Genomic DNA, 25,871 nt, shown 5'->3' on the forward strand with positions numbered 1-25,871 from the left:
GTATTATTAGCTGCTTGATTTGCTTACTAAAACTGACAGCTCTTTACCATCAATATTAATACTTGCTTCTTTGCCTATTTCAACAATTAAAGAGGGAGCCATATGTTTTCCACCTAGTTTTAGGTCAGTTACTAAACTAACAGTAGAATCATCAATTGGCGTTACTGTAAGAGCAAAACTATACAAATTATCAACTGAAACTGACGCCTCTTCGTTTGAATTGACTACTAAAATAGGTGAACCAATTAAGTTTTTATTATCATAAAATTTAGCATTCACTACAAAACTATCATTAGCTTGTGCAAATGAGGCAAAGCCTAACAACGCTACTATTGCGATTAATTTTTTCATTATTATCTCCATATAAATTATACAGTTTAAAGCTATTAAGGCTTTATTGGCTGTGATTTTTTAGCTAGCAATTTACCAGCTAATGATTAAAAACTTATGTTTTAGCTCTGATGACATAACCAACGCCCAGCGAACTAATATAGAACAACACTCCAAATACACTAATATCAATGAGTAGCTTTAGAATGTCAAAAGTATCTGTAAACACAAGATACTCAAAAGCAAATAAGTGAAATATAACTTTTGATCCAAAATACGCAGTTAATAAAGGGATTACAAAAATAAGAATTGATTGATTAGATTTATTAATTTCCATACCCATGTCTCCATTATTAGTTTAATTAACTCAGCTCTAAAAATATAACACACAAAAAATATATAAATAGTTTGCTATTTTAAGCCTCACATTGAGTACCACTCGAACTATTTACGGCTGACTAAAATGCCATGTTATATTTCTATAATTTACACCAGAGAACTTTAATGTAAACAACAAATTAAATAGGCTATTTATTAGAGTGGGTTATGATACCAAAACGACATTTAATAAAGTTATAAACCTCTTTTGATTTCGAAGCACTACGAGTGCGAATTAACAAAAAAGAGTCCTAATAGGTTTCATTGATATTGGCGAAGCTGGGTATTTAGGCAGGTTGGAGTGTAAGAATAAAAGGTGATGTAGGTTAACAGCACCTATTTGGGTATTTACTTTATGATATGTAATTTAGCTAAGTATTTTAATACGTACCATAAAAGGCACTATAAAAAGAATTTAACCAATTGATTTATATACATCAATACTACTATTGGTTAAAAGCCCAGTAACTTGCGTACCAAACGCTTTAAAGTGTGGCTCGTTTTTATGCGCTTCAAAGTGCTCATCAGACGCCCACTGTTCGCTAACAACGTAATCGGTATGTTCATCATCACTTTTTACCGATAGTTCATAACGTAAGCACCCTACTTCTTGGCGCGATGACTTTTGTAAGTTTTCAAGTGCTGTAAGCATCACATCTGCATCAATATTTTTGCACGACAGTGCAGCTATAACCGTTAACATGTGTATTCCTTTTAAAAGTTAAGGTGTAGATAATCTACACCTTAAAATATTTAGTTTAACTTTGCGTTTGAGATAAGTTTATTGATCCCACTGCGGCGCAAAGTCTGGTGTTGCTTGGCGGTCGCCACAATCTAGGCCATCAATGCGGGCTATGTCTTCATCATCTAACTTAACGTGGTCGTTAAAGTTATCTTCTAAGTTTTTGCGCTTAGTTGATGATGGAATTGTCGTCATGCCGCTTGCGTTAACCCATGCTAAAACAACTTGTGCTGGACTTGCATCGTGCTTGTTAGCAATGTCGATAATGGTTTTATCTTTAAGTACTTTACCTACTACAAATGGCATGTACGCAGTTACATGTATATCGTGCTGAGCACAAAATGCACGCAATTTAGTATTAGTTAAATATGGGTGAACCTCAACCTGATTGGTAAATATTTCACGCGAGTCAAGCGTTTGCATTGCTTCATTTAAGTTTGCAATAGTGAAGTTTGATACACCAATGTGCTTAGTTAAACCAAGTTGCTTCGCTTTTAGTAATTCAGTGAGGTATTCACTCATTGGCTCGTCGTTAGCAGGCGATGGCCAATGAATTAGTAGTAAGTCGACCGAATCAACTTGTAGCTTTTCAAGTGACTTTTTAACGCTTGGGATAAAGTCGCTTTTATTTAATTTGTTATTCCACACTTTGGTGGTTAAGAATATTTCACTGCGCGGAATATTACTATCTTTTATGGCTTGACCTACTTGCTCTTCGTTGCCATAAATTTGTGCAGTATCAATATGGCGAAACCCAACTTCGAGTGCCATTTTTACTGAGTTATAGGCAGTGTCGCCCTCTAAGCGGAATGTTCCCATACCTAGTTCTGGCATTTCTATTACACGTTTTGTCATGGTTTATCCTTATAAAATAATCGGTTTTGAAATACAAACTTTTAAAAGTTTTACGAAATACACCTTTTACTTCTTATTACGACTGTCACTTAAAAATCTATGACCTCATAACAGGTATGAGGTCATTAATTTTAGTTTCAAGGTTAGGGTCTGTTAATCTTTAGAGATTACATTTGCAGCAGTGTATTTGGTATTTAGGCAAGGCAGAGCCTATGCAGTGTGGTTGTTCCACATTAATAGGCGATAACGCAGCATAAATGCCAAATACGCGCTGCCTTTAGGTTCTTCCTAGGGTGGATTTACTCTTTGTCCCTAGATTGAACAAATTTAATCCTAAAAGGTCAACAGACCCTGCTAAGGCTTTATGCTTGCTGAATTTCACGTTTATCAAGCATACCGCTGTAGCGTGTAACACCAAGTGCTAAAACAGAGATAACGGCGCCTATCCATGCTGTATCTTGCAGGGTCATGTTCTCTACTACGCTACCACCAATAATTGAGCCAAGTGCAATACCAATATTAAATGCGGCTATGTTTAAACCTGATGCAACATCTACCGCATTTGGCGTGTGCTTTTGTGCTTGCTTTACTACATAAAGTTGCAAGCCTGGCACATTACCAAAAGCAAATGCGCCCCATACTAAAATAGTAAGTACAGCAGCAATTTTTGATTCCATCGTAAAGGTAAATATCAGTAAAATAATACTCAAAGCGCTAAATATAATGCTCAGTGCGCTAATTGGGCCGCGTTTGTCGGCCAACTTTCCACCCCAAATATTACCTATCGCTACCGATACGCCGTAAACAAGCATTATTAAGGCAATAGCCGAAGGCGCAAAACCTGTTTGTTGCTCTAAAATAGGTGCTAAATAAGTAAACGCTGTAAACGTGCCGCCATAGCCCAATATCGTCATTAAATATACGAGTAATAAACGCGGTTTTACGATTACTTGTAGTTGCTCTTTAAACGTCGCTGGTATTGATTGTTTTAAGTTTTTTGGTACTAAAATAGAGCTGCCGATTAATGCAATTAAACCTAATACCGACACAACTAAAAACGTTGCACGCCAACCAAAGTGTTGTCCAATCCATGTACCTAGTGGCACACCAGTTACTAGTGCTACAGTAAGTCCGGTAAACATAATGGCTATTGCACTGGCTTCTTTGTCTTTGCTTACTAGGCTAGTGGCAATCATCGATCCGATTGAAAAAAACACACCATGGGCAAGCCCCGTTAAAATGCGCGCAAGTATTAATGTTTCGTAACCTGGCGCTTGCCATGCAAGTAAGTTACCTAAAACAAATAAGCCCATTAAGCTTATTAGTACCACTTTACGATTCCAGCGACCCGTTAAAGCCGTTAGCACCGGCGCACCGATGGCAACGCCAACCGCATATAAACTTACAAGCAAACCTGCTGAAGGTAGGCTTACGCCTAAGTCGTTTGCAATGGTGGGTACTAATCCCACTATTACAAACTCAGTTGTTCCTATTGCAAATGCGCTTAAGGTAAGCGCCCACAAAGCCAATGGCATAGTTATATCCTCATTAATATTTGAAGAATGTAGTTTGGCTAAAATATCGTTTGCAAAAAATAGCATTAGTGACAAAATACTTTTGTTAATAATGCAAAGATGGTGTTGGTATATTTATGGCTGTTCATTCAAAAACTGAAGATTTAGAAACGTTTATAACGGTAGTCGATTGCGGAAGCTTTTCGGGGGCGGCTAATTTGCTCGATCAACAGGTGGCTAAAGTGTCGCGAGCTGTATCACGCCTTGAAAATACACTGCAATGCACTTTGCTAAACAGAACAACACGCCGATTAGAGCTTACCGAAGAAGGCCATACTTTTATAAAATATGCGCGCGAAGGGTTAAATACGCTTTATACCGGTGAAGAAGCCATAAAGCTTTTAAAACAAGCGCCAAGTGGCAAGCTGCGAATAGATGCGGCAAGCCCTTTTGTATTGCACCAACTTACGCCTTTAATTGGCGAATTTGCCAAGCAATACCCCCACATAATGCTTGATATAACCTCGCACGACAGCATTATTGATTTACTTGAACATAAAACCGATTTAGCCATACGCATTGGTGATTTAAAAGACTCAAACTTACATGCTCGTAGACTTGGCAGCAGCCAGTTGCGTATTGTAGCCAGCCCAGAATATATAAATAATAACAAAGCAATTGCGCAAATTGATGACTTACAAAATCATAAGTTAATTGGTTTTAGTGACTCCCCTAAATTAAACACCTGGCCGCTAGTAAAACCCGCTTTATTTACGTTTTCGCTTAGCGCAAGCAGCGGTGAAACAGTGCGCCAACTATGTATTGCAAACCAAGGTGTGGCGCTACTTTCTCACTTTATGATTGGCAATGACCTAAAAACAGGTAAATTAGTTGAAGTGTTACCCAGTGCAGTTAGCTCACCTAATAACCGAGAAATTGTACAAGCCGTGTATTATAAAAATAGTGCTGTATCGTCTCGCATTACAGCATTTTTAGATTTTATAAAACCCAGGCTTAGTTTATAAATTTTGGGCATTGATGTGCTTATCAAATATTTCACATTATTTTTTGACGCTTTTGAATAATCAAAAAGTATAAATAATAAAAGTCGTAATTAAAGGTATTAATCAAAATGGATTCTTTAACGCAGGTAGCATTAGGTAGTGCTGTAGGTTATGCGGTATTAGGCAATAAAATAGGTCGAAAAGCCGTTTTATGGGGAGCAATTTTAGGCACACTCCCTGATTTAGATGTATTTTTGCCATATGGTGGCTCTGTAGAAGCATTTACTTACCACCGTAGCTTTAGCCATTCGTTATTAATACATTTATTAATTAGCCCGCTCATTGTATGGCTAATATTAAAAATACACACCGGAATGAAAACTTATAAAGTGCGCTGGTTTTGGCTAGTATTTTTAAGTTTATCTACACATGCCATATTAGACAGCCTAACGGTATACGGTACACAATTACTTTGGCCTTTTACTGAGTACCCCTTTGCGGTTTCTAGTGTGTTTATTATTGACCCCGCTTACACGCTTCCTTTATTAATTGGCGTAATATGTACGCTAATACCCAAAATAAAAGCAGCAACGGCTTATCGTATAAATGCAGCGGCTTTAGTTTTAAGTAGTCTATATTTATTTTGCGCTTTAATTTTAAAAGTAAATATTGATGACAAAGTAAAAACGGCTCTCAACAACAGGCAAATACCAGTAAATGCGTACGTTAGTACGCCTGCTCCGCTAACCACTTTGCTGTGGCGTATTGTTGTGATGTCTGACGGACAATACTACGAAGGTTATGCATCAGTATTTGACGCGCCCAGCGATGTTACATTAACGCCTTATCAAACAACGCCTTCATTGTTAAATAATATTAGCGATGAATGGGCTATAAAACGCTTGCAGTGGTTTACTAAAGGGTTTTATTCGGTGCGCCAACAGCAAAGCAATATTGTACTTTCTGATTTACGTATGGGCATGGAATGCAACTATGTGTTTAATTTTGTAGTGGGTCAAAAAAATGATTTAGAGGTGAGCATTGGTAACTTTGAAAAAATAAGTCAAAGACCAAACTTAAACAATCTTCATAAAATATGGGACAGGATTTGGCAACCAAATGTGTCTTTAGCATCACCCGCTGCAAAAAATGACTGCAATAGCCAATAACTACCTATTATAAGATTCGTACTAGCATGAGGAAGTTAAGTGAAGTTCAAGCAGCAATTAAACTAAATAGCTCACTAAAGTGATTGCTGCTTTTTTTGCTGATACATTGCAACATCAGCATCTTGAATCATATCCTCAACCGATTTACCTGTATCGTATTTAAAGTGTGTTACCCCTACACTGTAATCGATTTTATAAGGCTTATTTAAGGTATTATTGGCATGCGCAATTGCATCCGCAAACCTTTGTAAAACAAACTCAGCTTTTGTTTCATCTAAATCACTTAGCATTACTACAAACTCATCTCCGCCAAGTCTGCCTATTACTTCACAATCACAAAATGAACTAAGCATAATTTGCGCAAATTTATTCAATACAAAATCGCCTTCGTGGTGTCCATAAACATCATTAATTTGTTTAAACTTATTAAGATCAAACAATATAAACGACATTGATACTTTGTTTCGCCTACATACATTTAGCGTATGCTCAGCAAGGTTCAAAAAGCCACGTCGATTAGAGATTCTTGTTAACTCATCAATTGTAGCTAGTTGAATTGATTGAATCTCTTGCTCAACCAACGTGCCTAAATCTCTTAGTAATTGTTTTTCTTCATCATTAAGGTGTCTAGGTTTATTATCGGCAAGGCATAAAGTGCCTATAATAACCCCTTGCCTTAATTTTAAAGGAAAGCCAGCATAAAAGCTTACTTTAGGATCGCCTGTAACAAAAGGGTTATCAAAAAACCTTTTATCCTGGGCTGTATCTGGGATTATTAAGAGCTCGTCTTGATTTATGGTATGGCCACAAAATGAGGTTTCGCGAGGAAGCTCAGGCGCATCAAGCCCCTGCCTAGATTTAAACCATTGGCGGTCTTCGTCAATTAAAGTAACCAATGAAATAGAAACATTAAACATACGCTTGGCAATACGAGTAACACGATCAAAGCGCTCTTCATGCGACGTATCTAGAATTTTTAATGTTTTTAACGCATGTAATCGCTCTGCTTCGTTACTTGGGATCTCAGGTTTAATCATTAAAGCTCAATTAATTTTAAGTGTTTTATGAATTACGAAATGGGAGCGAATATTTTCGAGTATATAACCCATAAACTTATTTAAATTATAAACAGTCTGTCTATTAAAACTAGAACATTACCTTAAAATAGCAATAAATACTTATGAATATCAGTAAGTCGTACCTAAATAAAGATAAGATTAAATCCGCAAAAAATTATGATGAAAACAGGTGGGAGTAGTGGTTGATACAACATTACTACTTTCTAGTTAAAAAGTAGTAGTGGCTATTTAGTTTTATTTAAATAACCACTGGATTTGGCATACTTACAAAAATAAACACTTTAATTTTGGTGCTCATATTGTCCACGGTAAACTTCAAATACTTTTAAAACAGTATGTTGCTCTTTAGTTAGGTTATCAAACCAAGTATCAAACAGCTCATCATCTTCTTGCTCACTAAGTGCCATATACCTTGCTAGTAACTCTACAATATCATTGTGGTTGCAGGTTAACGGATTTACTTGTTGCGCCAAGGTACTGTGGTCGCGCTCTCTTAGGGTTTCCATCACCCCTTGGTCAATTTGTTCTTGTTGTTGTGTTGCGTCACTCATACATAACCTCTGTAATAACTTTATAACCGTATTTGTTAACGTTTTAACTCTTAAATATAGTTATAACAGCCTAAACGCCAATAGCCAGCATTTTTAATTTAAGTGCTTATTTTTTGATTTGTTTGCACAAATAGCCAGCAATTACGCCCCTTTTGAGGAACATTTAAATAATTTGCAATGAGAGAATAAATACGTTAAATTAAAATGATACATTATCACATATCATTTGTTGAGGCGTATTATGAAACCAAATATTCATCCTGATTACCAAGTGGTTGCTTTTCACGATACTGCTGCCGATTCTTACTTTATTATTGGCTCAACCATTAAAACAAGCCGCACAGTAGAAATAGACGGTAATACTTATCCATATGTACCTATTGACATATCAAGTGACTCACATCCATTTTATACAGGCAAGCAAAAAACTGTTGCTACAGATGGCCGTGTTGCAAAGTTTAACCGTCGTTTTAAAAGTTTATCGACTGTTAAAAAGGAAAAGGTATGAAAGTATTAAGTTCCCTAAAAAGTGCGAAGCAACGCCCGGGGTGTCAAATTGTAAAACGCAAAGGTCGTGTATTTGTAATTTGCAAAAACAACCCACGCTTTAAAGCAGTACAAGGAATGAAAAAGAAATAAGTTAAGCCGTGGGGCACTATACATAATTAGGTAGCCTGTTAAGGCTACCTAATTTAGGGAGGATTATTTTACCACTACTGAAAACTCTGGCACTGCCTGAATTACTTTTTTTACCGTACAGGTATTAACGGCTGCAATAAGCGCCTTTTTATATTTATCAGGAAAACCGTCTGGTAGGTTAATCTCAATTGAAAATAACTTTTTACCGTTATCATCTACATTTTCATTATTTTGAGTAAGCGTCATACCTTGCGTTGAAATATCACGCTGCTCACAAAATGTACGTGCATAAAAACCTGCACATAAAACCATACTTACTAAAAAGTAATCAAACGGTTCTGGATGCTCTGCGTTGCCACCAGCGTTTACACTTTGATCGCTGATTACTTCTAGGTCGCCAAATTTAGCGCTTTGCTTTTGGCCTTCTAACATTGAAACTGAAATTTCCATTGTGTTTCCTTATATTTATTGCTGCAGATACTTTTAACGCAGTTAGCTTAAAAGTAGCGACTAAAGATACATATAGTTTAGGTTTATGAACCGAACAGTAATTCAAAGAACCCTGGAGGCTCATGTAGCTCATGATATTTTTTACGTAAATTATCTATATTTTTTAACGGTTCTTTTGCTGCACTTAGACCCTGCTCGTTCGCTGCTTTTTTAGCAAGCTCAGCTTGGGCAATCACTTTATCAAGGCCCTGCAATGACTGCTCAGGCTTTTTGTAAAACTTACCTGTTTTACTTACTTTTACTAGCTTTATAAATTCATCAATCGCAGTATTAAATTCACTAAGTTGAGTTGCCTGTACTGCTTGTTTATACGCAAGGCCCGTATTTTTCATATTTATTTCAAGATCGACAGGTTCCTCGGCTAAAACCAATGAGCTAAATAATAACGCAATATTTAATAAGAAATATTTCATGAACAACCTTATGAATGAAAGACGCCTAATTGTATCAATTAAAGTAAAAAAAGTAACTCTACTGCTTGAACTTTGGAAGCTATCTGTAAAGCCCCTTTACAGTTTGTATTAGCGGTAAAAGACAGAACTTAATCTTGAATTTATGAAAATAAATTATCAAGCTAACCCTATACGATACAAACCTCAAAAGTAACAAAACAATCCCCAAAAACATAACTATAAAACCATGAAAATAAACATATAAATATTTATACTTTTAAAAATCAATAAGTAAAAAACAATAAAAAAGACAAACAAGATACAAAATATAAACACATTGCCAATAGAGCAAACAAGAAGTTAACCGAAACATTTTAAACCATTGTTTTAACTGCATTTTAACAACCCACTTGTCTTCTTTATTTGTAGGTTCAGCGATAATCCATTGCCTAAAAAACTGCAAGTGTTAAATCTGGGTGCGCAATGTAAATTTTGTATACAAATAATTACTAACATGAATTTTATATTGCACTTAAGTTTAAAAAACAACTAATTCATCTAGGGGATAATATGAAATCTTATAACCAGCTCTCAAGCGGCATAAAAACAGCTCTCTGTTTAAGTGCAATTGGTTTGGCGCATACTTCTATTGCAGCAGATGCTGAGGATACAAAAATAGAACGAGTTGAAGTAACAGGTTCAAAAATCAGCCGAGTTGGTGCAATTGCACCTGCACCTGTAACTGTAATTACTGGTGAACAACTTCTTAATACTGGTGCAGTGAATATCGGTGAAGCGTTAAATAAACTACCAGCACTAGGTAACACATATTCTTTAGCAAACTCAGGCCGCTTTATTGGTACTGCAGGTCTTAATATTCTTGATTTACGTAACATGGGTACTGACCGTACGCTTGTACTTGTAAATGGTAAACGCCATGTTTCGAGCTCAGCTGGCTCACAATCTGTTGACACTAATACTATACCAAGCGTATGGGTTGAGCGTGTAGAAATTGTAACAGGCGGTGCATCTGCTGTTTACGGTGCTGATGCTGTAACAGGTGTTGTTAACTTTATTTTAAAAGATAATATTGAAGGTTTAGACTTTACTGTAACTAAAGGCGTTTCAGATTTAAGTGATTACAACAATGAAAAGGCAACCTTTTCATATGGTAAGAACTTTGATGATGGCCGTGGTAATGCTGCATTTGCAGTTGAATACTCAGCTCAAGACTCTTTAAATGCGTTAGATCACCCTTGGACTGATGGTTCATACTCAAGTCTACGTAACCAAGCCCAAAACGATTCTAATAAAGACGACCCTAATTTTCCTGATAAGATTTATACGCCAAATGCTGGTTACTACGCAATTAATAACGCAGGCGTATTTAGCCTAGGTAATGGTTATGTAAATACATTTAATGCAGATGGCTCTCATCGTGACATTTATACTGGTGACAACGTTGACGGTCTTCTATGTGCAGATTGTGATTCGTTTAACCTAGCCCAGTTTGACGAGATACAACCAAAATTCGAACGTTACAATGTTAACTTTAAAGTTAACTATGATGTAACAGACGATTTAAATGCTTATTTTGAAGCCAAATACGTAAACAGTGAAGGTGAAAGCATTGGCCAACCCGCATTTTTCTTTGGCGATCCACGTAATACCATACAAATTGATAACGCATATTTAGACCCAAGTGTTAAGAAGCTTATGGAAGAAGCTAACGATGGTGAAGGCGTAGAATCAATAAATGTACTTCGTATGATGACTGATTTAGGTCGTCGCATTGAAAACAATACACGTGAAACAACACGATTTGTAGCTGGCCTTAAAGGTACGGTCTTTAGTGATTGGGATTTAGATGCATCTATTGTACGTGGTAAAACAGAATTAGAACGCGTCAATGGCGCGAATATGATTCTTGAAAATTACTCTAACGCACTTGATGCGGTAGATGATGGCAATGGTAATATTGTATGTAGAAGTGAAGCAGCACAAGCTGAAGGCTGTGTTCCTGTAAATATTATGGGCTTTGGTGCGCCAAGTGATGAAGCAATTGACTATATTAATACTGTTTCTACAGGTACATCTGAAATCACTCAAACTGTAGTATCTGCTTCTTTGGCCAATGGTGGATTATTTGAATTACCTGCAGGTTATGTAGGTATGGCTTTTGGTGTTGAATACCGTAAAGAAGAAAGTGAAACAAAAGAGCCAAATAATGCTGAAGGCACATTCTTTAATGCACTTGGTGAAGACAAAGGCGACTTTGATGTAAGTGAAATTTTTACAGAAGTATCAATTCCACTACTTTCTGATATGCCATTTGTTCAAGACTTAGTGCTGGATGCAGCTGTACGCTACGCTGATTACAGCACAATTGGCGATGCAACTAGCTGGAAATTAGGGCTTGATTGGACTCTAAACGATGAGCTTCGTTTTCGTTTAACACAATCAGAAGCGCTAAGAGCGCCAAATATTGGTGAAATTTTTGGTGCACCGAGCCAAACTTTCTACAGTGTCGACGATCCTTGTCAAGCTGATAACTTAAATGATTTACAAAACAGTAGTACACGCCGTGCCAACTGTGCTGCATTAGGTGTGCCAGAAGGTTTTGATTCTGACTATGATTCACAAACACTTGAAGGTTTACAAAGCGGTAACCGAGATGTGAAGGGTGAAGAATCTACAAGTACTACTATTGGTCTAGTTTACCAACCAGAGTTTATTGAAAACGCAACACTTACTATCGATTACTGGAAAATTGAGCTTGAAGATGCAATCTCGACTATCAGTGCGCAAGATATCCTAGATCGTTGTGTTGATAGCGGCTCAGGTATTTCAAATCAATATTGTAGTCTTATTACACGTGATGCAAACAGTGAGATTTCGTTAATTCAAAACTCAGTGCTTAATGTGTCAGGTCAAGAAGCATCTGGTGTTGACTTTGAATTAGGTTACGACTTTGATGCGCTTGAAGGTAGCTTTAAAACACGCTTTATTGGTACATATTTGATTGAGCGTAAAGAGTTCCCATTCCAAGATGAGCCTAGCGACTACATTGAATATGCGGGCGTTACAGGTGAAGCGCAATGGCAAGCTAACTTAAATATAGAATACAGCTACGAAAACTTATACACATCTTTGAGCACTCGTTATATCGAAGAAGTAAGCTTATACACAGATCAAGATTTAAGCGATAACCCCAATCCAAATAGTTTAACTACTTTTGGTACATACATAATTACTGACATGACAGTCGGTTATAACTTTGATAACGGTGTTGGCTTAAAAGTGGGTGTAGATAACCTATTCAATCGTGAGTTACCTTATGGTACACGTGGTGATGGTAGCGGAAGTGCTAGCTACGATAATATAGGGCGTTTTGGTTACATTACTTTTTCATATAAAATGTAAGTTTTATTGTTAATAAAAGGCCCATAAACTGGGCCTTTTTTACTTTTCAAAGATGAAATTTACTCATTTTATATTTATTAGCAACAAAAATAGCGTATTTTAAATTACTTCACGACAACATGAAATTACATAAATAAAACATTAAAGACTAATAAACCTTCTATTAAAATTTATTAATTAACTAACCTTCTCCTAAAAAATTAATATGAAAGCCATAAAAAAGTTCATTATTAACACTCAAATGAAAACAAAAAACACTACATGATAATGAAAAGTGCATAGACAATAAAAAACCTTATTTTTAGTTACAAACTCATATCAAATAATTAAAATTATAAATGTAAAAAACGCAACAAACTGAACTTTATAAAAATTGATACAGAAATAACTCATTTGAATCCATCAAGTTACCTCTCTTCTATTACTGGTTTCCCCGTGCAATAATCGCCGACCTCATAAAAAAGTTATAGGTTTTTATCTAATACAGACTGTATTAAGTAAAAATAAATATTGTATTAAATTACTATAAAATGTCCTTTGGGAAACACATGAAACGTCATAATTTACTTTCTACTAGCATTAAATGTGCATTAATTACTGCTGCTGCAACAGCAAGTAACTCTGTGCTTGCACAAGATGAGCAAGCAACAAAAATTGAACGCGTTGAAGTAACGGGTTCACGTATTTTACGTGAAGGTGCTATTGCACCTGCACCAGTAACAGTTATAAGTGGCGAGCAGCTAATTAATACAGGCGCTGTAAACATTGGTGAAGCGCTAAACAATTTGCCAGCACTTGGCAATACATATTCTATGGCTAACTCAGGCCGTTTTATTGGTACTGCTGGTTTAAATATTCTTGATTTACGTAACATGGGTACAGACCGTACCTTAGTACTTGTAAATGGTAAGCGTCATGTATCAAGCTCTGCAGGTTCTCAAGCTGTGGATACCAATACTATTCCAAGTGTATGGGTCGAGCGTGTAGAAATTATCACTGGTGGTGCATCCGCTGTATATGGAGCTGACGCGGTAACAGGTGTTGTAAACTTTATATTAAAAGACAACATTGAAGGTATGGATTTTAGTGTTACCCGAGGTTTTGCCGATTTAAACAGCTACAACAACGAAAAAGCGACGTTCTCGTACGGCTCTAATTTTGATAACGGCCGTGGTAATGCAGCTTTTGCTATTGAGTACTCTGGCCAAGATTCATTAAATGCACTTGACCACCCTTGGACTAGTACTTCGTTTAGTAGTTTACGTAATCAAGCCCAAACAGATGCAAACAAAGATAGCGCAGCCTTCCCTGACAAAATCTTAACACCTAATGCTGGTTATTACGCAATTAATAACGCCGGTGTTTATGCACTTGAAGATGGATATACTAATAGCTTTAACGCCGACAGTAGCGCTCGCGACTTATACATAGGTGATAATGTAGATGGCTTGTCATGTGCAAACTGTGATTCGTTTAATCTTGGTCAATTTGAAGAGATTCAACCTGAGTTCGAGCGCTACAACGTAAACTTTAAAGTTAACTACGATGTTACCGACGACTTAAATGTCTACTTTGATGCAAAATACGTAAACAGCCAAGGCGAAAGCATAGGCCAACCTGCATTTTTCTTTTTCGACAGCGACAATAGCATTAAAATCGACAACCCTTACCTAGACCCAGCCATCAAAGCACGTATGGAAGAGGAAGGTGTTGATTCGATCATGGTTAACCGCATGATGACCGACCTTGGCCGCCGCATTGAAAACAATACGCGTGAAACAACGCGCTTTGTTACCGGCTTAAAAGGGACTGTATTTGAAGATTGGGAATTAGATACATCAGTTGTTTATGGCCAAACTGATCTTGAGCGTGAAAACGGCGCTAACATGATTTTAGCCAACTACTTTAATGCACTTGATGCCGTTGAAGATACAAATGGTAACGTAGTATGTCGTAGTGCTGCTGCACAAGCTGACGGATGTGTGCCTGTAAACATTATGGGTTTTGGCGCACCATCTCAACAAGCTATTGATTACATAAATACAGTATCAGTTGGTACCTCAACAATTAAGCAAACGGTTGTTTCTGGCTCACTTGCTAATGGCGCTATTTTTGAATTACCAGCAGGCTATGTAGGTGTTGCATTTGGTGCCGAGTACCGTAAAGAAGAAAGCGAAACAAAAGAGCCAGATAACGCAGAAGGTACTTTCTTTAACGCACTGGGCGAAGATAAAGGCTCGTTCAACGTACGCGAAGTATTTTTTGAAGCGACGATGCCAATTTTAACTGATTTGCCGCTTATTCAAGATTTAGTATTTGACACTGCAGTACGTCATGCTGACTACAGTACTATTGGCGAAGCAACTAGCTGGAAACTTGGTCTTGATTGGACTGTAAATGATGAGCTACGTGTACGTGTAACACAATCTGCAGCACTTCGTGCGCCAAACATTAGTGAAGTATTTGGTGCACCGAGTCAAACTTTCTACAATGTAGACGACCCGTGTCGTGCTGAAAACTTAGGTGACTTATCAAACGGTGCAACACGTACTGCAAACTGTGCCGCATTAGGCGTAGCGAGTGACTTTAATTCAGATTACGATTCAGCCTCTTTAGATGGTTTAAGCAGTGGTAACCGCGATGTTAAAGGCGAAGAGTCAACAAGTACAACTGTAGGCATTGTTTACCAACCAGAGTTTTTAGAAAACGCGCTACTTACTATTGATTACTGGGAAATTGAACTTGAAGATGCAATTGACACAATTAACGCGCAAGACATTCTTGATCGCTGTGTTGATAGCGCAACAGGTATAAACAATCAGTACTGTAACTTAATTACACGTAATGCTAATGGTGAAATTACTTTAATACAAAACTCTGTATTAAATGTTGCTGGCCAAAAAGCATCAGGGATAGATTTTGAACTAGGTTACGACTTTGACGCGCTTGAAGGTAGCTTCAAAACCCGCTTAATTGGTACTTACTTAATTGAACGTAAAGATTACCCGTTCCAAGACGACCCTAGTAACTACATTGAATACGCAGGTACTACAGGTGAAGCTAAGTGGCAAACTAACTTATCTGTAAGCTATGTTATGGATAACTTTTTCTCAACAGTTGAAACACGCTTTTTAAGTGAAGTAGATTTATATACAAATGTTGAGCTTGAAAGTAACTCGAACCCAAGTAACCAAATGTCTTACGGTAAATACTTTATTACCGATATGACTGTTGGTTACAACTTCGATAGCGGCTTAGGCGTTAAAGTAGGTGTTGATAATCTATTTAATCGTAAACTTCCGTACGGTTCACGTGGTACAAGCGCGGGTAGCGCAAGTTACGATAACATTGGCCGCTTTGGCTACATTAACTTAAGCTACAGCTTATAATTAATAAAATAACTTATTAGGGCGTGTTGATCATTGGTGGGTGAATTTGCAGCAGTATGTTTGGTTTTTAGGCAAGGCAGAGCCTATGTAGTGTGGTTATTCCCCATAAATAGGCGATAACGCAGCATAAATACCAAACATGCGCTGCCCGAAGGGTTCTTTCTAGGGGCGATTAACTCTTTGTTGCCTACATGGATGTAGGTAAGGGGCGTGAGCAGGACGCGGAAGCTTTGCTCGGTTTTTACTTATTCTTACATAGATGTAAGCCAGTAGGGTAACGCAGGAGCAGTTACCGAGCCCACTAGGTTACAAACCTCGCGTCGCGATTTAATCGCCCCTAGATTGAACAAATTTCAATCCACAAAGATCAACACGCCCTAGTTAAAACAAAGGCTCGCAGTGCGAGCCTTTTTTAATACATTTTATTTAATATTACTCAGCCACACGCTTTGGTATGGTTCTAGCTCTATTGTTAATTGGCTTTCTTCAATCGTTTTATCTGCCACCAAATCAAACCACTTTTGGGTGTTAATTAAGTTTAAGTCGGCTAATGTAAGTGTTTGTGGTTTATCGCTAATGTTATAAACACAAAATATGCTTTGGCGTCTGTCTATACTTTGTCGCCAAAAACCAAATAATCCCCCCGCTAAATGCAGCGTAAACTGTGTAGCATTTGGGTGGAAGGCACTTTGCTTTTTGCGTACTGCCAATAAACTTTTTATGCCGTTAAACACTTTATGATGATGACTGTACTTTTCACCAATTGCCGCCAGTAGCTTTGACTCTTGCCAACGATGGCGGTTAATAGCACGGTTATGCTGAGAGTTTTCAAAGCGTTCGTAATCGTTAGTTGTACCCAACAAACTATGAATATAAAGCCCTGGGATACCTTCAAGCGCAAACATAATTGCGTGAGCACACATAAACCGCTCCAGGCCAAACTTATCTGGGCCATTGTGCGTCCCTTGGAGAGCATCAAATAAAGCAATATTTAGCTCGTACGGTGTATGCGTTCCATCGTTACTGGTTCGCATAGATACACGACCACCAAATTGCATAGTGGTACTTACAAGTGACGCCACTTCACTGGGTTGTAATAAACCTTCAATTGGTCTGAGCCCTATTCCATCGTGCGAGGCTATAAAATTAAAGTATGCCGTACCATTTTGCGCAGGCGGCATGCTCATCATCCAATGCTTAATTGCAGTGCTATCGCCACTAAGTAATGTATGAAGCAATAAAGGCGGCAGTGCAAAGTTATAAATACTGTGCGCTTCGTTGGCATTACCAAAATAAGACAGGTTTTCTTGATTTGGAATATTGGTTTCGGTAATTATAACTACGCTCGGCTCTGCGTGCTCAATAAGTGTTCGCATTAGCCTTACGGCTTCATGTGTTTGCGGCAAGTTAATACAACTTGTATTAAGCTGTTTCCACAAAAATGCAACCGCATCAAGCCTAAACAAACGCACGCCATTGTCTAAATAATGCCTAATTATTCCCACAAACTCTTTAAGTACATCAGGATTGCCAAAGTCAAAATCAACCTGATCGTGACTAAACGTACACCATACGTGCTTTTCACCGCTTGGCGTTGTTACAGTATTTAATAACGATGAGGTTCGCGGGCGTACAACTTGGCTTAAATCATCCGTTAAGCTCGCCGTTTTGAAATAATCTTTACCCGGGTGTAAATCATTTAAAAAGTTCTCAAACCATACACTTCTGCTTGAGCAATGGTTAATAACCAAATCCGCCATTAGCTTTACATCTTTAGCGATATTTTGAATATCTCCCCAATCACCCAAGGACTCATTCACTTGCACGTAGTTCATTACGGCAAAGCCTTCGTCTGAGCTGTACGGGTAAAATGGCAATATGTGCAGCGCATTTAACTGCATATCACATTGCTCTTTTATAAACCTGTGTAGTGTTTTAAGCGGTGCCTCCATTGGGCTCGATACGGCAAATTCACTATCATCGTGTTTAATAATAGAGTCGCCATAAGCAATCAATACTATATCTTGTTCATCCCACCGGTTTGTATGGGGTGTCGGGTCGCGCAGTGCATTGCTACCTAATATAATTTTAATGAGTTGCTGAGCAAGCTCAGTAACCGATAAAGGCAGCTCAACACCCTCATAAATAATATGAAGATGTTGCTCTACTCGTTGTAAAAATAATTCGCTAACTGTGCTCACATGCGCCCCTAATATTTATTGTTTAGACTTATAGGCTAGTTAACCTGCACGCAGGTTAACTATATTCTTCGTTATCTAGCTCTACGGCTTCTTTTAAGCGCTCAAGTACGTCTGGCATTGCTGATACAACACGGTTCCAACTTGGCACAAATGGCGCTTCCATTGGGTTTTCTAAAAAGTGTTGCCCTGCTTCCATAATATTTTGTGCAAACATTTCTACTGCTTTTTCTTCTTGGTGTACATCAAGCGTTAACCCGTTCATTAGCGCGTCGTTATGATACGTTTCTATAAAATCTAAACCGATACGGTAATAAGTCGCTTTTAATGAACGAATTGTTTCGCTGGTAAAAGTAACACCTTGAGTCGCCAGCTTTCTAAACAATGCCTTAGTAATATCAATCGACATTTTAGACAAACCTGCACTTTGATCATCAAGTGAAAGTTCTTGGTGCTTATGGTCATAATTATCGGCAATATCTACTTGGCACAAGCGGTTATGCGAATAGTTACGATACATTTCACTCAGTACACCTATTTCAAGGCCCCAATCACTTGGGATACGAATATCGTTTAATACATCGCGTCTAAACGAAAACTCACCTGCAAGTGGGTATCTAAAAGAGTCCATATATTCAAGGTAGTCGGTATTGCCTAAAATTGTTTTAAATGAGCGAAGCAATGGCGTTACTAATAAGCGCGATACACGGCCATTAATTTTGCCATTAGCAGTACGCGGGTAAAACCCTTTACAAAATTCATAGTTAAAACGCGGATGCGCAACGGGGTAAATTAAGCGAGCAAGTAGGCTTCTGTCGTAGGTTAAAATATCGCAATCATGCAGCGCGATAGACTCTACTTCTGCTGTTGCTAATTTATAGCCCATGCAGTACCACACATTACGCCCTTTACCCAGCTCGCGTGGGGCAACACCTAGCTCTTGTAATTCTTTATCTAGTGCTTGTAAGCGTGGGCCGTCGTTCCATAATACTTTATGATTTTGGTTTAGATCTTTAAAAAAGCCTAGTGCATGACGGTATTGTGCTTCGTCGGCTCTATCTAAGCCTATCGTAATTTGTGATAAATATGGTACTTCGCGTAATTCACTAACTATATTTTGCAGCGCAGGGCCTTCAAGTTCACTAAATAACGAAGGAAGTATTAACCCCATAGGGCGCTGCTTACTAAAAGTAAGTAGCTCTTTTTCTAGGTCTTCTATTGGTCTGTCGGCAATATTATGTAGTGTTGTAATAATGCCATTCTGATAAAAATCAGCCATGAGATGTTTGCTCCTCAGAAATACTTAAAATACTGCTAATACACGGCAACGACGTTATTTCTTCAATCCAGCCCAGCGGTGCTGGTGATTGAGAATATCGTGCTTTGTTGTGCGACAATTTAACCGGCTTTTTACTCGCCGGATTGGCAATAATAATGGCGATATTTGCGTGTTCTAACATTTGCTTATCGTTATCGCTATCACCCAGTGCTATAACCGTGAGAGGCTTTCTGAAATGATGGGTAAACTGTTTAACTAACCACTGCTGTGCAGCGCTTTTATCGGTATTTTTGGCAATATGAATGAAGCGTCCGCCAATTTTTATATCGTAGCCGAGTGCTTCAACATCGTTTACAAAGGCTGTGAGTAATTCGTCATTGCCATACCAATAAAGAGGGTCTGAATAATCGCGAGTTTGTGCGCGTCTTGCTTGTGCATCGTTTAGCCCGGTAAGCTCTGATATTTGCTCACTCGATAAGTCACTAAACAATTTGTAATGCGCTTTATAATCCGCCTTTAAAGTATTTAAATCATTTAATAAACTCGATAACGGCTTTGCCATTGCGTAGCACCAATAAGCGCCTACTTTTTTACAACCAATTGGCTTTAATTCAAAATAGTCTTCTGGAATAAATACCGCTGCACCGTTTTCGACAATAAAAGGCTGTTGAATATTTAAATCGTTTTTAAGCTCTATAACTTCGCAAAAAGTTTTGCTGGTATTAAACACCACCGGAATATGCGCATTTTGCAGCTGCTGTAATAACTCACTGATATTATTTGTATTGTAATCGGCGTGATCGAGTAATGTACCGTCCAAATCTGTAAAAATAATAGGTTGAAGGGTGTCATCACTTGTTAGGTGCATACCACTAATATCTCGGTTGCTATCAAGTTCAATTAAAGCATTTGCTTTAGCGCTCAGTGTGTTTAAGTTCTCACGCGTAATGCGCTCAAAATGAGAAATAAAATACACCAATTGCTCGTTAGTCATGGTGCCTGAGCCTTCACCTTTTTTGGCTATTAGCTTTTGTTCTTGCTCTTGTCGCCATGTAAAAACATCACTAAAACTCGGTGCTTTTAGCATAACGGTATAATCAATTAGGTTAAAAACGGCTTTATATTCATTTGCCAAACAGCTATTTACACAGCGGCGCCAAACGCCTTCTTTATCAAACTGTTGCTCTAACTCGTTAAGCGGCTCACTCAATGAAAACAGCGGTTGTGGCTCACTGCCCACGCACCACCCTTCTAAAATAACAATATCAACTGGCTTTTCATTTGTTAGCCAATCACTTGTTGGCACGCAGTCGTCTTCGTGTTTATTAAAACGGGGAAGCGGTACGTTTACCTCTCCTGCCAGTAAATTAGTTATTGTGCTATTCATTAACGCTACGTCGTGAGTACCCGGTACTCCGCGAGTAGTAAAAAGAGGATGTACGTCTTTGGCAAGCTCAGTACGTGCTTGTTTTGCTAAATAAAAGTCATCAATAGACAATGCAACACTGTTAAGTGGTGTGTTTTTAGAAAACCACGTAACTAAAAAATCTGCGAGTGTTGTTTTTCCTGAGCCCTGGCATCCATTTATGGCAACAAAAATAGGAGTATTTGTTTTTTTAGATTCGAGGATGTCATGCGCAAGTGGAACAAAATATTGCTCACTCAAATATTGATACTTTAAAGGCAGTTGGTGTTTTGCTAAAAACGGGGTTATATCCACAATATTGGCCTCTGACATAGTAACTCCTTTGCATACGATGCGTTCTGGAAATTAAATGCAGATACTAGACCATTATTATTTTTGTATATTTATTAATAGGTTAAAAAAATAGCGCATTGAAAATGCGCTATTTTGGTGCAATATTTTTAACTTACGTGCACTATTAACTCTCTTGAGGCTGCGCCTTAGGTAATACAAGGTTGAGTACAATGCCTAAAATAGCGCATAAACTTACGCCCTCTAAACTAAATTGGCTACCACCTATATGCATACCGCCAATACCGCACACCAAAATAAGTGCAACAATACTTAAGTTGCGTGGTGCTGTTAAATCATCGCCCGACTTAACTAATGTATTTAAACCCACTACAGCAATAGAGCCAAAAAGTAGAATCATAATGCCGCCCATTACAGGTACAGGTATAGTCTGTAAGCCAGATCCCATTTTAGCAACAAAGGCTAAAATAATGGCGATAATGGCTGTCCACATCATTACTTTAGGATTGAAGTTTTTGGTAAGCATAACTGCTCCCGTTACCTCTGAGTAAGTTGTGTTAGGCGGGCCGCCAAATAATGATGCGGCAGACGTCGCAAGGCCGTCACCAAACAAAGTACGGTGAAGTCCAGGCTTTTTCAAAAAGTCTTTATTGGTTACTTGGCTAATAGCCATCATATCGCCAATATGCTCAATTGCAGGTGCTATTGCTACAGGCACCATAAACAAAATAGCCTGCCATTTAAACTCAGGCCATGTGAAGTTTGGTACAGCAAACCACTGTGCGTTAGTTACTGCATCAAATTGCACAACGCCCATACCAAGCGATAAACAATAACCCGCAACAACCCCTGCCAGAATAGGTATAAGCTTAAATACGCCTTTTCCCCACACTGCAAAAATAAGCGTAACCACTAACGAGAACAACGAAATATAAATAGCACTGTTGTAATCAATAATTTGAATACTTCCGTCGCCACTTTTACCCATCGCCATATTTACAGCAACAGGTGCAAGCGCTAAACCAATAACCATAATTACAGGGCCTACAACCACAGGCGGTAAAATTTTATGAAGCGTTGCAACGCCCTTAAATTTTACTAATAAACTTAAAAGCATATAAGCAAAGCCCGCTACCATTAAGCCGCCCATAGTGGCTGGCACGCCCCACATTTGCACAGCGGCAATAATGGGTGCAATAAAAGCAAATGATGAAGCTAAAAATATAGGCACTTGGCCTTTAGTCACTACCTGAAACAGCAAAGTACCAATGCCAGCGGTAAAAAGCGCAACATTAGGATCCAAGCCCGTTAAAAGTGGCACTAATACCAGTGCACCAAATGCTACAAACAGCATTTGCGCGCCCGTTAAAATAGTTTTTATTGAAAAGGTGTCATTATTTTGCACTTAAAGACTCCTAAACAGTACCGAATATTTTGTCGCCCGCATCGCCTAAACCAGGGATAATATAGCCCTTTTCGTTTAAGTGGCTATCTACAGAGGCTGTAAATATTTCTACGTCGGGATGTGCTGTAAGTGTTTTTTCCACACCTTCTGGTGCAGCTACTAATACAATTACTTTGATTTCTTTACAGCCTGCTTTTTTAAGCATATCGATTGTGGCAATCATTGAGCCACCTGTTGCAAGCATAGGGTCAATAACTAAGCTTAAGCGCTCATCAATATTACCAACGAGCTTTTCAAAATATGGTACTGGCTCTAGCGTTTCTTCGTTACGTTCAAGACCAACAACACTTACTTTAGCGGCTGGTAATAACTGCATAACACCGTCCATCATGCCAAGACCAGCACGCAAAATAGGCACTACGGTAATTTTTTTACCTTTAATATGCTCTACTTTTAATTTATTGCCATCCCAGCCTGTAATTTCGTTATCTTCTAACTGTAGGTTTTTAGTTGCTTCGTAGGTTAATAAGGTTCCAACTTCAGAACATAATTCACGAAAGCTTTTAGTACTAATACCATGCGCTCGCATTAGGCCTAGTTTATGTTGAACAAGAGGGTGAGAAATAACGTGAATTGCCATGATGTAAACCTACTGATACAAGAATTTGCAGTATTTTATATTAAAAAAGGTCATTTGACCTGTAGTTTTAAAGAGATTTTCATACATCGTGCCAAAATGTATTGTTTTGCTTGATATTTATGCAAGAGATTAGCAAAACCTGTTTATTAAATGTTACCCGCTAACCAGCTGTTTACTTGCTGTTGCATATAACTATTTATTTTTTGGTGCTCGGGGCTCCAGCCAGCTAAAAATCGATAAAAGTCAGCCCATGCAGCAGGCCATAAAGCGAGCCAATCGTCAGCTATTTTAACTGCTGGTGCTGTAGGATGATAAGTAGTAATAGCAGCCTTTAAATTATCAAAATAATACGCAAGATACTCATCAGCGCACTCGTGTAATTGTGCATCACTTAAGCAACTGGTCATAAAATACATTACATCAATTATCCCAGAACCTGCTCCTATATATTGAAAATCATAACCGAGTATTTCATCGCGCTCATTTGCTGCAAAGTTAGAAAGTTTTGCATCGCCATGAATCAGCGTTTTATGCGCACAACTTTGTAGCTGCTCATCTATTTTATGTGCAGCATTTTTAATATCGGACTTTTTATCAAGGTTATCTTTTAGTTTATTAAACTCATCTGGGCGCGTGCTTAAATGCCAGTAGTTGCCTTGCTGCCATAACCCTTCAGCGGGTTTACTTAAGTTAAACGCATGAAAGTGTGCAAGCCACCTTAATATAGCTTTAACATGTTGTGGCCCTGCTTGAGTAAACCCATGTTTGGTGAAATCCTTAAACACCAGCGCATATTCATCATCTTTATTAATTGCACCTATACATTCAATACTTTGCGCATGTACTGGTAAATGCTGGCTATAAAGCTTATAAAATGTGTATTCAACACTATATGAGTGCTGCTTTCTTTTAAGCGCAAATTCGCTTTGTTTAATTTTAGGATGGTGTACATAACTGGGTATTTTAATAGCTTTAATAACACAGGCTTTATCATCAAGCTGGCACTGTACAATACTGCCACATCCACTCCAAAGTGATGTAAGCGTATCGCCAATTTCAATGTGCTTAAAATGAGGTTGTAATAACGGAATGTAAAATGCCATAGCTATATTAAGTAATTAAGTTTTTTGTAGTTTAACATTAGTGGACGTTTTTAATAAAACTAAGGCATAAGAAAGCTCCACTTGGTTTTATACAAGTTTGTATGTAAATAGTGGCCAAAATCACTATGCCACAACACTTTGATTTTAAAATTAACTGGATAAAACCATGTCTTCCTAGGTTGAGTATATTAGGCATTTTAGCCTCTTCAAAGTGATGAGGAGGTGTCCACTAAAACGGGTGAGGAGCAATGTCCTGCTTGAATGGTTTGTTATGTAACCTTTATACCACTTTCCTCAAAAAACTTTTCTAATTTACTTTTATTAATGTTTGATAGAAAAGCAAAAGATCTAAAGGTAATACCGACTTTAGATTTAAAGTCTATTAGGTGACCCAGCGGACCAAGATTATAGGAGCGTATTTCTTGAAGTGAATCAAGTGCAATGTCATCTTTAAAAAAGCCATGACCGTAAAAGTACAACCTATTTTGATGAATTTGAAAAACAGGCTTACTTAAGGCTCTCATAGACCAAACCCAAAGGATAAAACCAACACCAAATAAAATAATCAAAGTAAAATCTAAACGATAGTTAAGCAAGCTAAGTAATAATTCATCATCACTCCTATTACGAGCCTCTAAGAAATAAACACCTAAAAAGGTTCCTATCGGAACTCCAGGTATTACCCAGATGTACATTAAGAATGCTTTCCACATTGGATAATGTTCTGTGGACGAGTTTCTCCAGAATTTCACGATTCTTCCTTGGTTACATAACGCGCTAATCAGTCGAGCCGTTGTTTGGCGTCGGCTGCATTTGCTTGTTAGCTTGAATATACTCTAGTCCCATTTCTTTTTTGCATATATCTCCGCTCTCAAATTTTTCATCAGAATAAAATAGTGCACCAATTATCTTATTATTTGTTGGGTTAAAAGACACACTTAACGAATCAACTCCCTTAGCTTCATTGCGATTGATTTTTAAAGTCAAAGAGGTTTGGTTTTCTGTGCGTTGCATTTTAACGTGTGTAACAGAAGAAACTTGGTAAAAAGCAGGATACAGAATTAAGGAAGAACTGAACGCGTTAATTAAGGCTTGTTTATCATTCCACTCTGGAATTGATTTCTTATACCTTTCCATTGCAGTTAAGTAATCATGATATTCATCTATTCGATCAGCAGAGTGATAACTTTTTGATAGGTTCTTAACGTCATAAATATAATTATTGATTTGAATAAGCTCATCACTTGAGCATACGTTAGCGAAACTCCCTGCTGTGAAAGTCGAACTTAGTAGCAATACTAAATGACTAAGTTTCATATTTGAAAACATACGCCTCCCTTCAAGCTAACGCTTACATAAGCGGAAAATTATAGTTGGCTAAAATTTTGAGGAACGAAAAAGAGCCAACTGTAAATTTTCCGTTTGATGTTCTTGTATGGATAATAAACCCATAAATTAATTAATACTTTAACCAAGTTCGGGTAATGTGAGGCCCAAGCTTTGGCTGCAACCAAAGCCTTTTATACAGTAGTTCGATTGATTGAAGGCTCCTCT

23 protein-coding genes are annotated in these 25,871 nt (G+C 37.9%); 6 read left to right on the plus strand and 17 right to left on the minus strand.

All coding sequences use genetic code 11. From position 1 onward, the window contains the following. Nucleotides 1–6: 6 nt before the first annotated feature. The 5 genes from H5161_RS04015 to H5161_RS04035 all read right to left on the minus strand — a co-directional run bounded on the left by H5161_RS04015 (nucleotide 7) and on the right by H5161_RS04035 (nucleotide 3,840). Nucleotides 7–351 (minus strand): hypothetical protein, encoded by a 345-nt coding sequence (locus H5161_RS04015; protein WP_182768732.1) that lies wholly within the window; start codon nucleotides 349–351, stop codon nucleotides 7–9. A gap of 94 nt (nucleotides 352–445) precedes the next feature. Beyond that, nucleotides 446–667, minus strand: coding sequence for a hypothetical protein (locus H5161_RS04020; protein ID WP_029753242.1), 222 nt, complete (start codon nucleotides 665–667; stop codon nucleotides 446–448). A 456-nt stretch (nucleotides 668–1,123) separates the two neighbouring features. Beyond that, complete coding sequence (locus tag H5161_RS04025) at nucleotides 1,124–1,411, minus strand: putative quinol monooxygenase (protein WP_002958660.1); 288 nt, start codon at nucleotides 1,409–1,411, stop codon at nucleotides 1,124–1,126. Between the two features lie 78 nt (nucleotides 1,412–1,489). Continuing rightward, on the minus strand, nucleotides 1,490–2,305 hold the full coding sequence (dkgB, locus tag H5161_RS04030) for a 2,5-didehydrogluconate reductase DkgB (protein WP_182768733.1): 816 nt from the start codon (nucleotides 2,303–2,305) through the stop codon (nucleotides 1,490–1,492). 362 nt (nucleotides 2,306–2,667) lie between these two features. Further along, nucleotides 2,668–3,840 (minus strand): MFS transporter, encoded by a 1,173-nt coding sequence (locus tag H5161_RS04035; protein WP_182768747.1) that lies wholly within the window; start codon nucleotides 3,838–3,840, stop codon nucleotides 2,668–2,670. Between the two features lie 116 nt (nucleotides 3,841–3,956). Between H5161_RS04035 and H5161_RS04040 the strand changes: the two genes are divergently transcribed. Both H5161_RS04040 and H5161_RS04045 read left to right on the plus strand, forming a co-directional pair. Beyond that, complete coding sequence (locus tag H5161_RS04040) at nucleotides 3,957–4,844, plus strand: LysR family transcriptional regulator (RefSeq protein ID WP_182768734.1); 888 nt, start codon at nucleotides 3,957–3,959, stop codon at nucleotides 4,842–4,844. 107 nt (nucleotides 4,845–4,951) lie between these two features. After that, nucleotides 4,952–5,992 (plus strand): metal-dependent hydrolase, encoded by a 1,041-nt coding sequence (locus tag H5161_RS04045; protein WP_182768735.1) that lies wholly within the window; start codon nucleotides 4,952–4,954, stop codon nucleotides 5,990–5,992. 74 nt (nucleotides 5,993–6,066) lie between these two features. Here H5161_RS04045 and H5161_RS04050 read toward each other — a convergent pair whose 3' ends face one another. Together H5161_RS04050 and H5161_RS04055 are read right to left on the minus strand one after the other, a co-directional pair. Then, a complete protein-coding gene (locus tag H5161_RS04050) occupies nucleotides 6,067–7,029 on the minus strand; it encodes a sensor domain-containing diguanylate cyclase (protein ID WP_182768736.1) in 963 nt (320 codons plus the stop codon). Between the two features lie 323 nt (nucleotides 7,030–7,352). After that, nucleotides 7,353–7,622 (minus strand): hypothetical protein, encoded by a 270-nt coding sequence (locus H5161_RS04055; protein ID WP_039487544.1) that lies wholly within the window; start codon nucleotides 7,620–7,622, stop codon nucleotides 7,353–7,355. 241 nt (nucleotides 7,623–7,863) lie between these two features. Here H5161_RS04055 and H5161_RS04060 point away from each other — a divergent pair, with 241 nt between their 5' ends. Next, a complete protein-coding gene (locus tag H5161_RS04060; RefSeq protein WP_182768737.1) occupies nucleotides 7,864–8,130 on the plus strand; it encodes a type B 50S ribosomal protein L31 in 267 nt (88 codons plus the stop codon). After that, a complete protein-coding gene (gene ykgO, locus H5161_RS04065; RefSeq protein WP_002958669.1) occupies nucleotides 8,127–8,261 on the plus strand; it encodes a type B 50S ribosomal protein L36 in 135 nt (44 codons plus the stop codon). The genes H5161_RS04060 and ykgO overlap by 4 nt, the downstream gene beginning before the upstream one ends. A gap of 63 nt (nucleotides 8,262–8,324) precedes the next feature. Here ykgO and H5161_RS04070 read toward each other — a convergent pair whose 3' ends face one another. Then, nucleotides 8,325–8,711 (minus strand): OsmC family protein, encoded by a 387-nt coding sequence (locus H5161_RS04070; protein WP_182768738.1) that lies wholly within the window; start codon nucleotides 8,709–8,711, stop codon nucleotides 8,325–8,327. A gap of 83 nt (nucleotides 8,712–8,794) precedes the next feature. Beyond that, complete coding sequence (locus tag H5161_RS04075; protein WP_154902890.1) at nucleotides 8,795–9,184, minus strand: cytochrome b562; 390 nt, start codon at nucleotides 9,182–9,184, stop codon at nucleotides 8,795–8,797. A gap of 549 nt (nucleotides 9,185–9,733) precedes the next feature. On the opposite strand from H5161_RS04075, the gene H5161_RS04080 reads away from it, so the two are divergent. Both H5161_RS04080 and H5161_RS04085 read left to right on the plus strand, forming a co-directional pair. After that, nucleotides 9,734–12,586, plus strand: coding sequence for a TonB-dependent siderophore receptor (locus tag H5161_RS04080; RefSeq protein WP_154902891.1), 2,853 nt, complete (start codon nucleotides 9,734–9,736; stop codon nucleotides 12,584–12,586). 548 nt (nucleotides 12,587–13,134) lie between these two features. Then, entirely contained in the window at nucleotides 13,135–15,975 is a 2,841-nt protein-coding gene (locus H5161_RS04085) for a TonB-dependent receptor domain-containing protein (RefSeq protein ID WP_182768739.1), read from the plus strand. A 422-nt stretch (nucleotides 15,976–16,397) separates the two neighbouring features. Here the strand turns inward: H5161_RS04085 and H5161_RS04090 are convergent, their stop codons facing one another. The 8 genes from H5161_RS04090 to H5161_RS04125 all read right to left on the minus strand — a co-directional run bounded on the left by H5161_RS04090 (nucleotide 16,398) and on the right by H5161_RS04125 (nucleotide 25,646). Further along, nucleotides 16,398–18,176, minus strand: a complete 1,779-nt coding sequence (locus H5161_RS04090; protein WP_182747277.1) for a sugar phosphorylase — start codon at nucleotides 18,174–18,176, stop codon at nucleotides 16,398–16,400. Between the two features lie 55 nt (nucleotides 18,177–18,231). Further along, the gene (locus H5161_RS04095) at nucleotides 18,232–19,452 is read right to left on the minus strand and encodes a glycosyl transferase (protein ID WP_182768740.1); all 1,221 of its coding nucleotides are present in this window, start codon (nucleotides 19,450–19,452) and stop codon (nucleotides 18,232–18,234) included. Further along, the gene (locus H5161_RS04100; protein ID WP_149603638.1) at nucleotides 19,445–21,190 is read right to left on the minus strand and encodes an HAD-IIB family hydrolase; all 1,746 of its coding nucleotides are present in this window, start codon (nucleotides 21,188–21,190) and stop codon (nucleotides 19,445–19,447) included. The genes H5161_RS04095 and H5161_RS04100 overlap by 8 nt, the downstream gene beginning before the upstream one ends. A 145-nt stretch (nucleotides 21,191–21,335) precedes the next feature. Further along, the gene (locus H5161_RS04105) at nucleotides 21,336–22,574 is read right to left on the minus strand and encodes a uracil-xanthine permease family protein (protein ID WP_149593033.1); all 1,239 of its coding nucleotides are present in this window, start codon (nucleotides 22,572–22,574) and stop codon (nucleotides 21,336–21,338) included. Nucleotides 22,575–22,584: 10 nt separating this feature from the next. Then, nucleotides 22,585–23,214: a uracil phosphoribosyltransferase gene (gene upp / locus H5161_RS04110; protein WP_002958676.1), complete on the minus strand. Its 630-nt coding sequence runs from the start codon at nucleotides 23,212–23,214 to the stop codon at nucleotides 22,585–22,587. Nucleotides 23,215–23,360: 146 nt separating this feature from the next. Beyond that, nucleotides 23,361–24,317: a phosphotransferase gene (locus tag H5161_RS04115; RefSeq protein WP_182768741.1), complete on the minus strand. Its 957-nt coding sequence runs from the start codon at nucleotides 24,315–24,317 to the stop codon at nucleotides 23,361–23,363. 269 nt (nucleotides 24,318–24,586) lie between these two features. Beyond that, nucleotides 24,587–25,069, minus strand: coding sequence for a hypothetical protein (locus tag H5161_RS04120; protein ID WP_182725348.1), 483 nt, complete (start codon nucleotides 25,067–25,069; stop codon nucleotides 24,587–24,589). Between the two features lie 25 nt (nucleotides 25,070–25,094). After that, nucleotides 25,095–25,646, minus strand: a complete 552-nt coding sequence (locus H5161_RS04125) for a hypothetical protein (RefSeq protein WP_182693008.1) — start codon at nucleotides 25,644–25,646, stop codon at nucleotides 25,095–25,097. Nucleotides 25,647–25,871: the final 225 nt, after the last annotated feature.

Origin of the sequence: Pseudoalteromonas sp. SG43-5, assembly GCF_014164345.1 — a bacterium.
In the GTDB taxonomy this organism is placed as follows: domain Bacteria; phylum Pseudomonadota; class Gammaproteobacteria; order Enterobacterales; family Alteromonadaceae; genus Pseudoalteromonas; species Pseudoalteromonas distincta.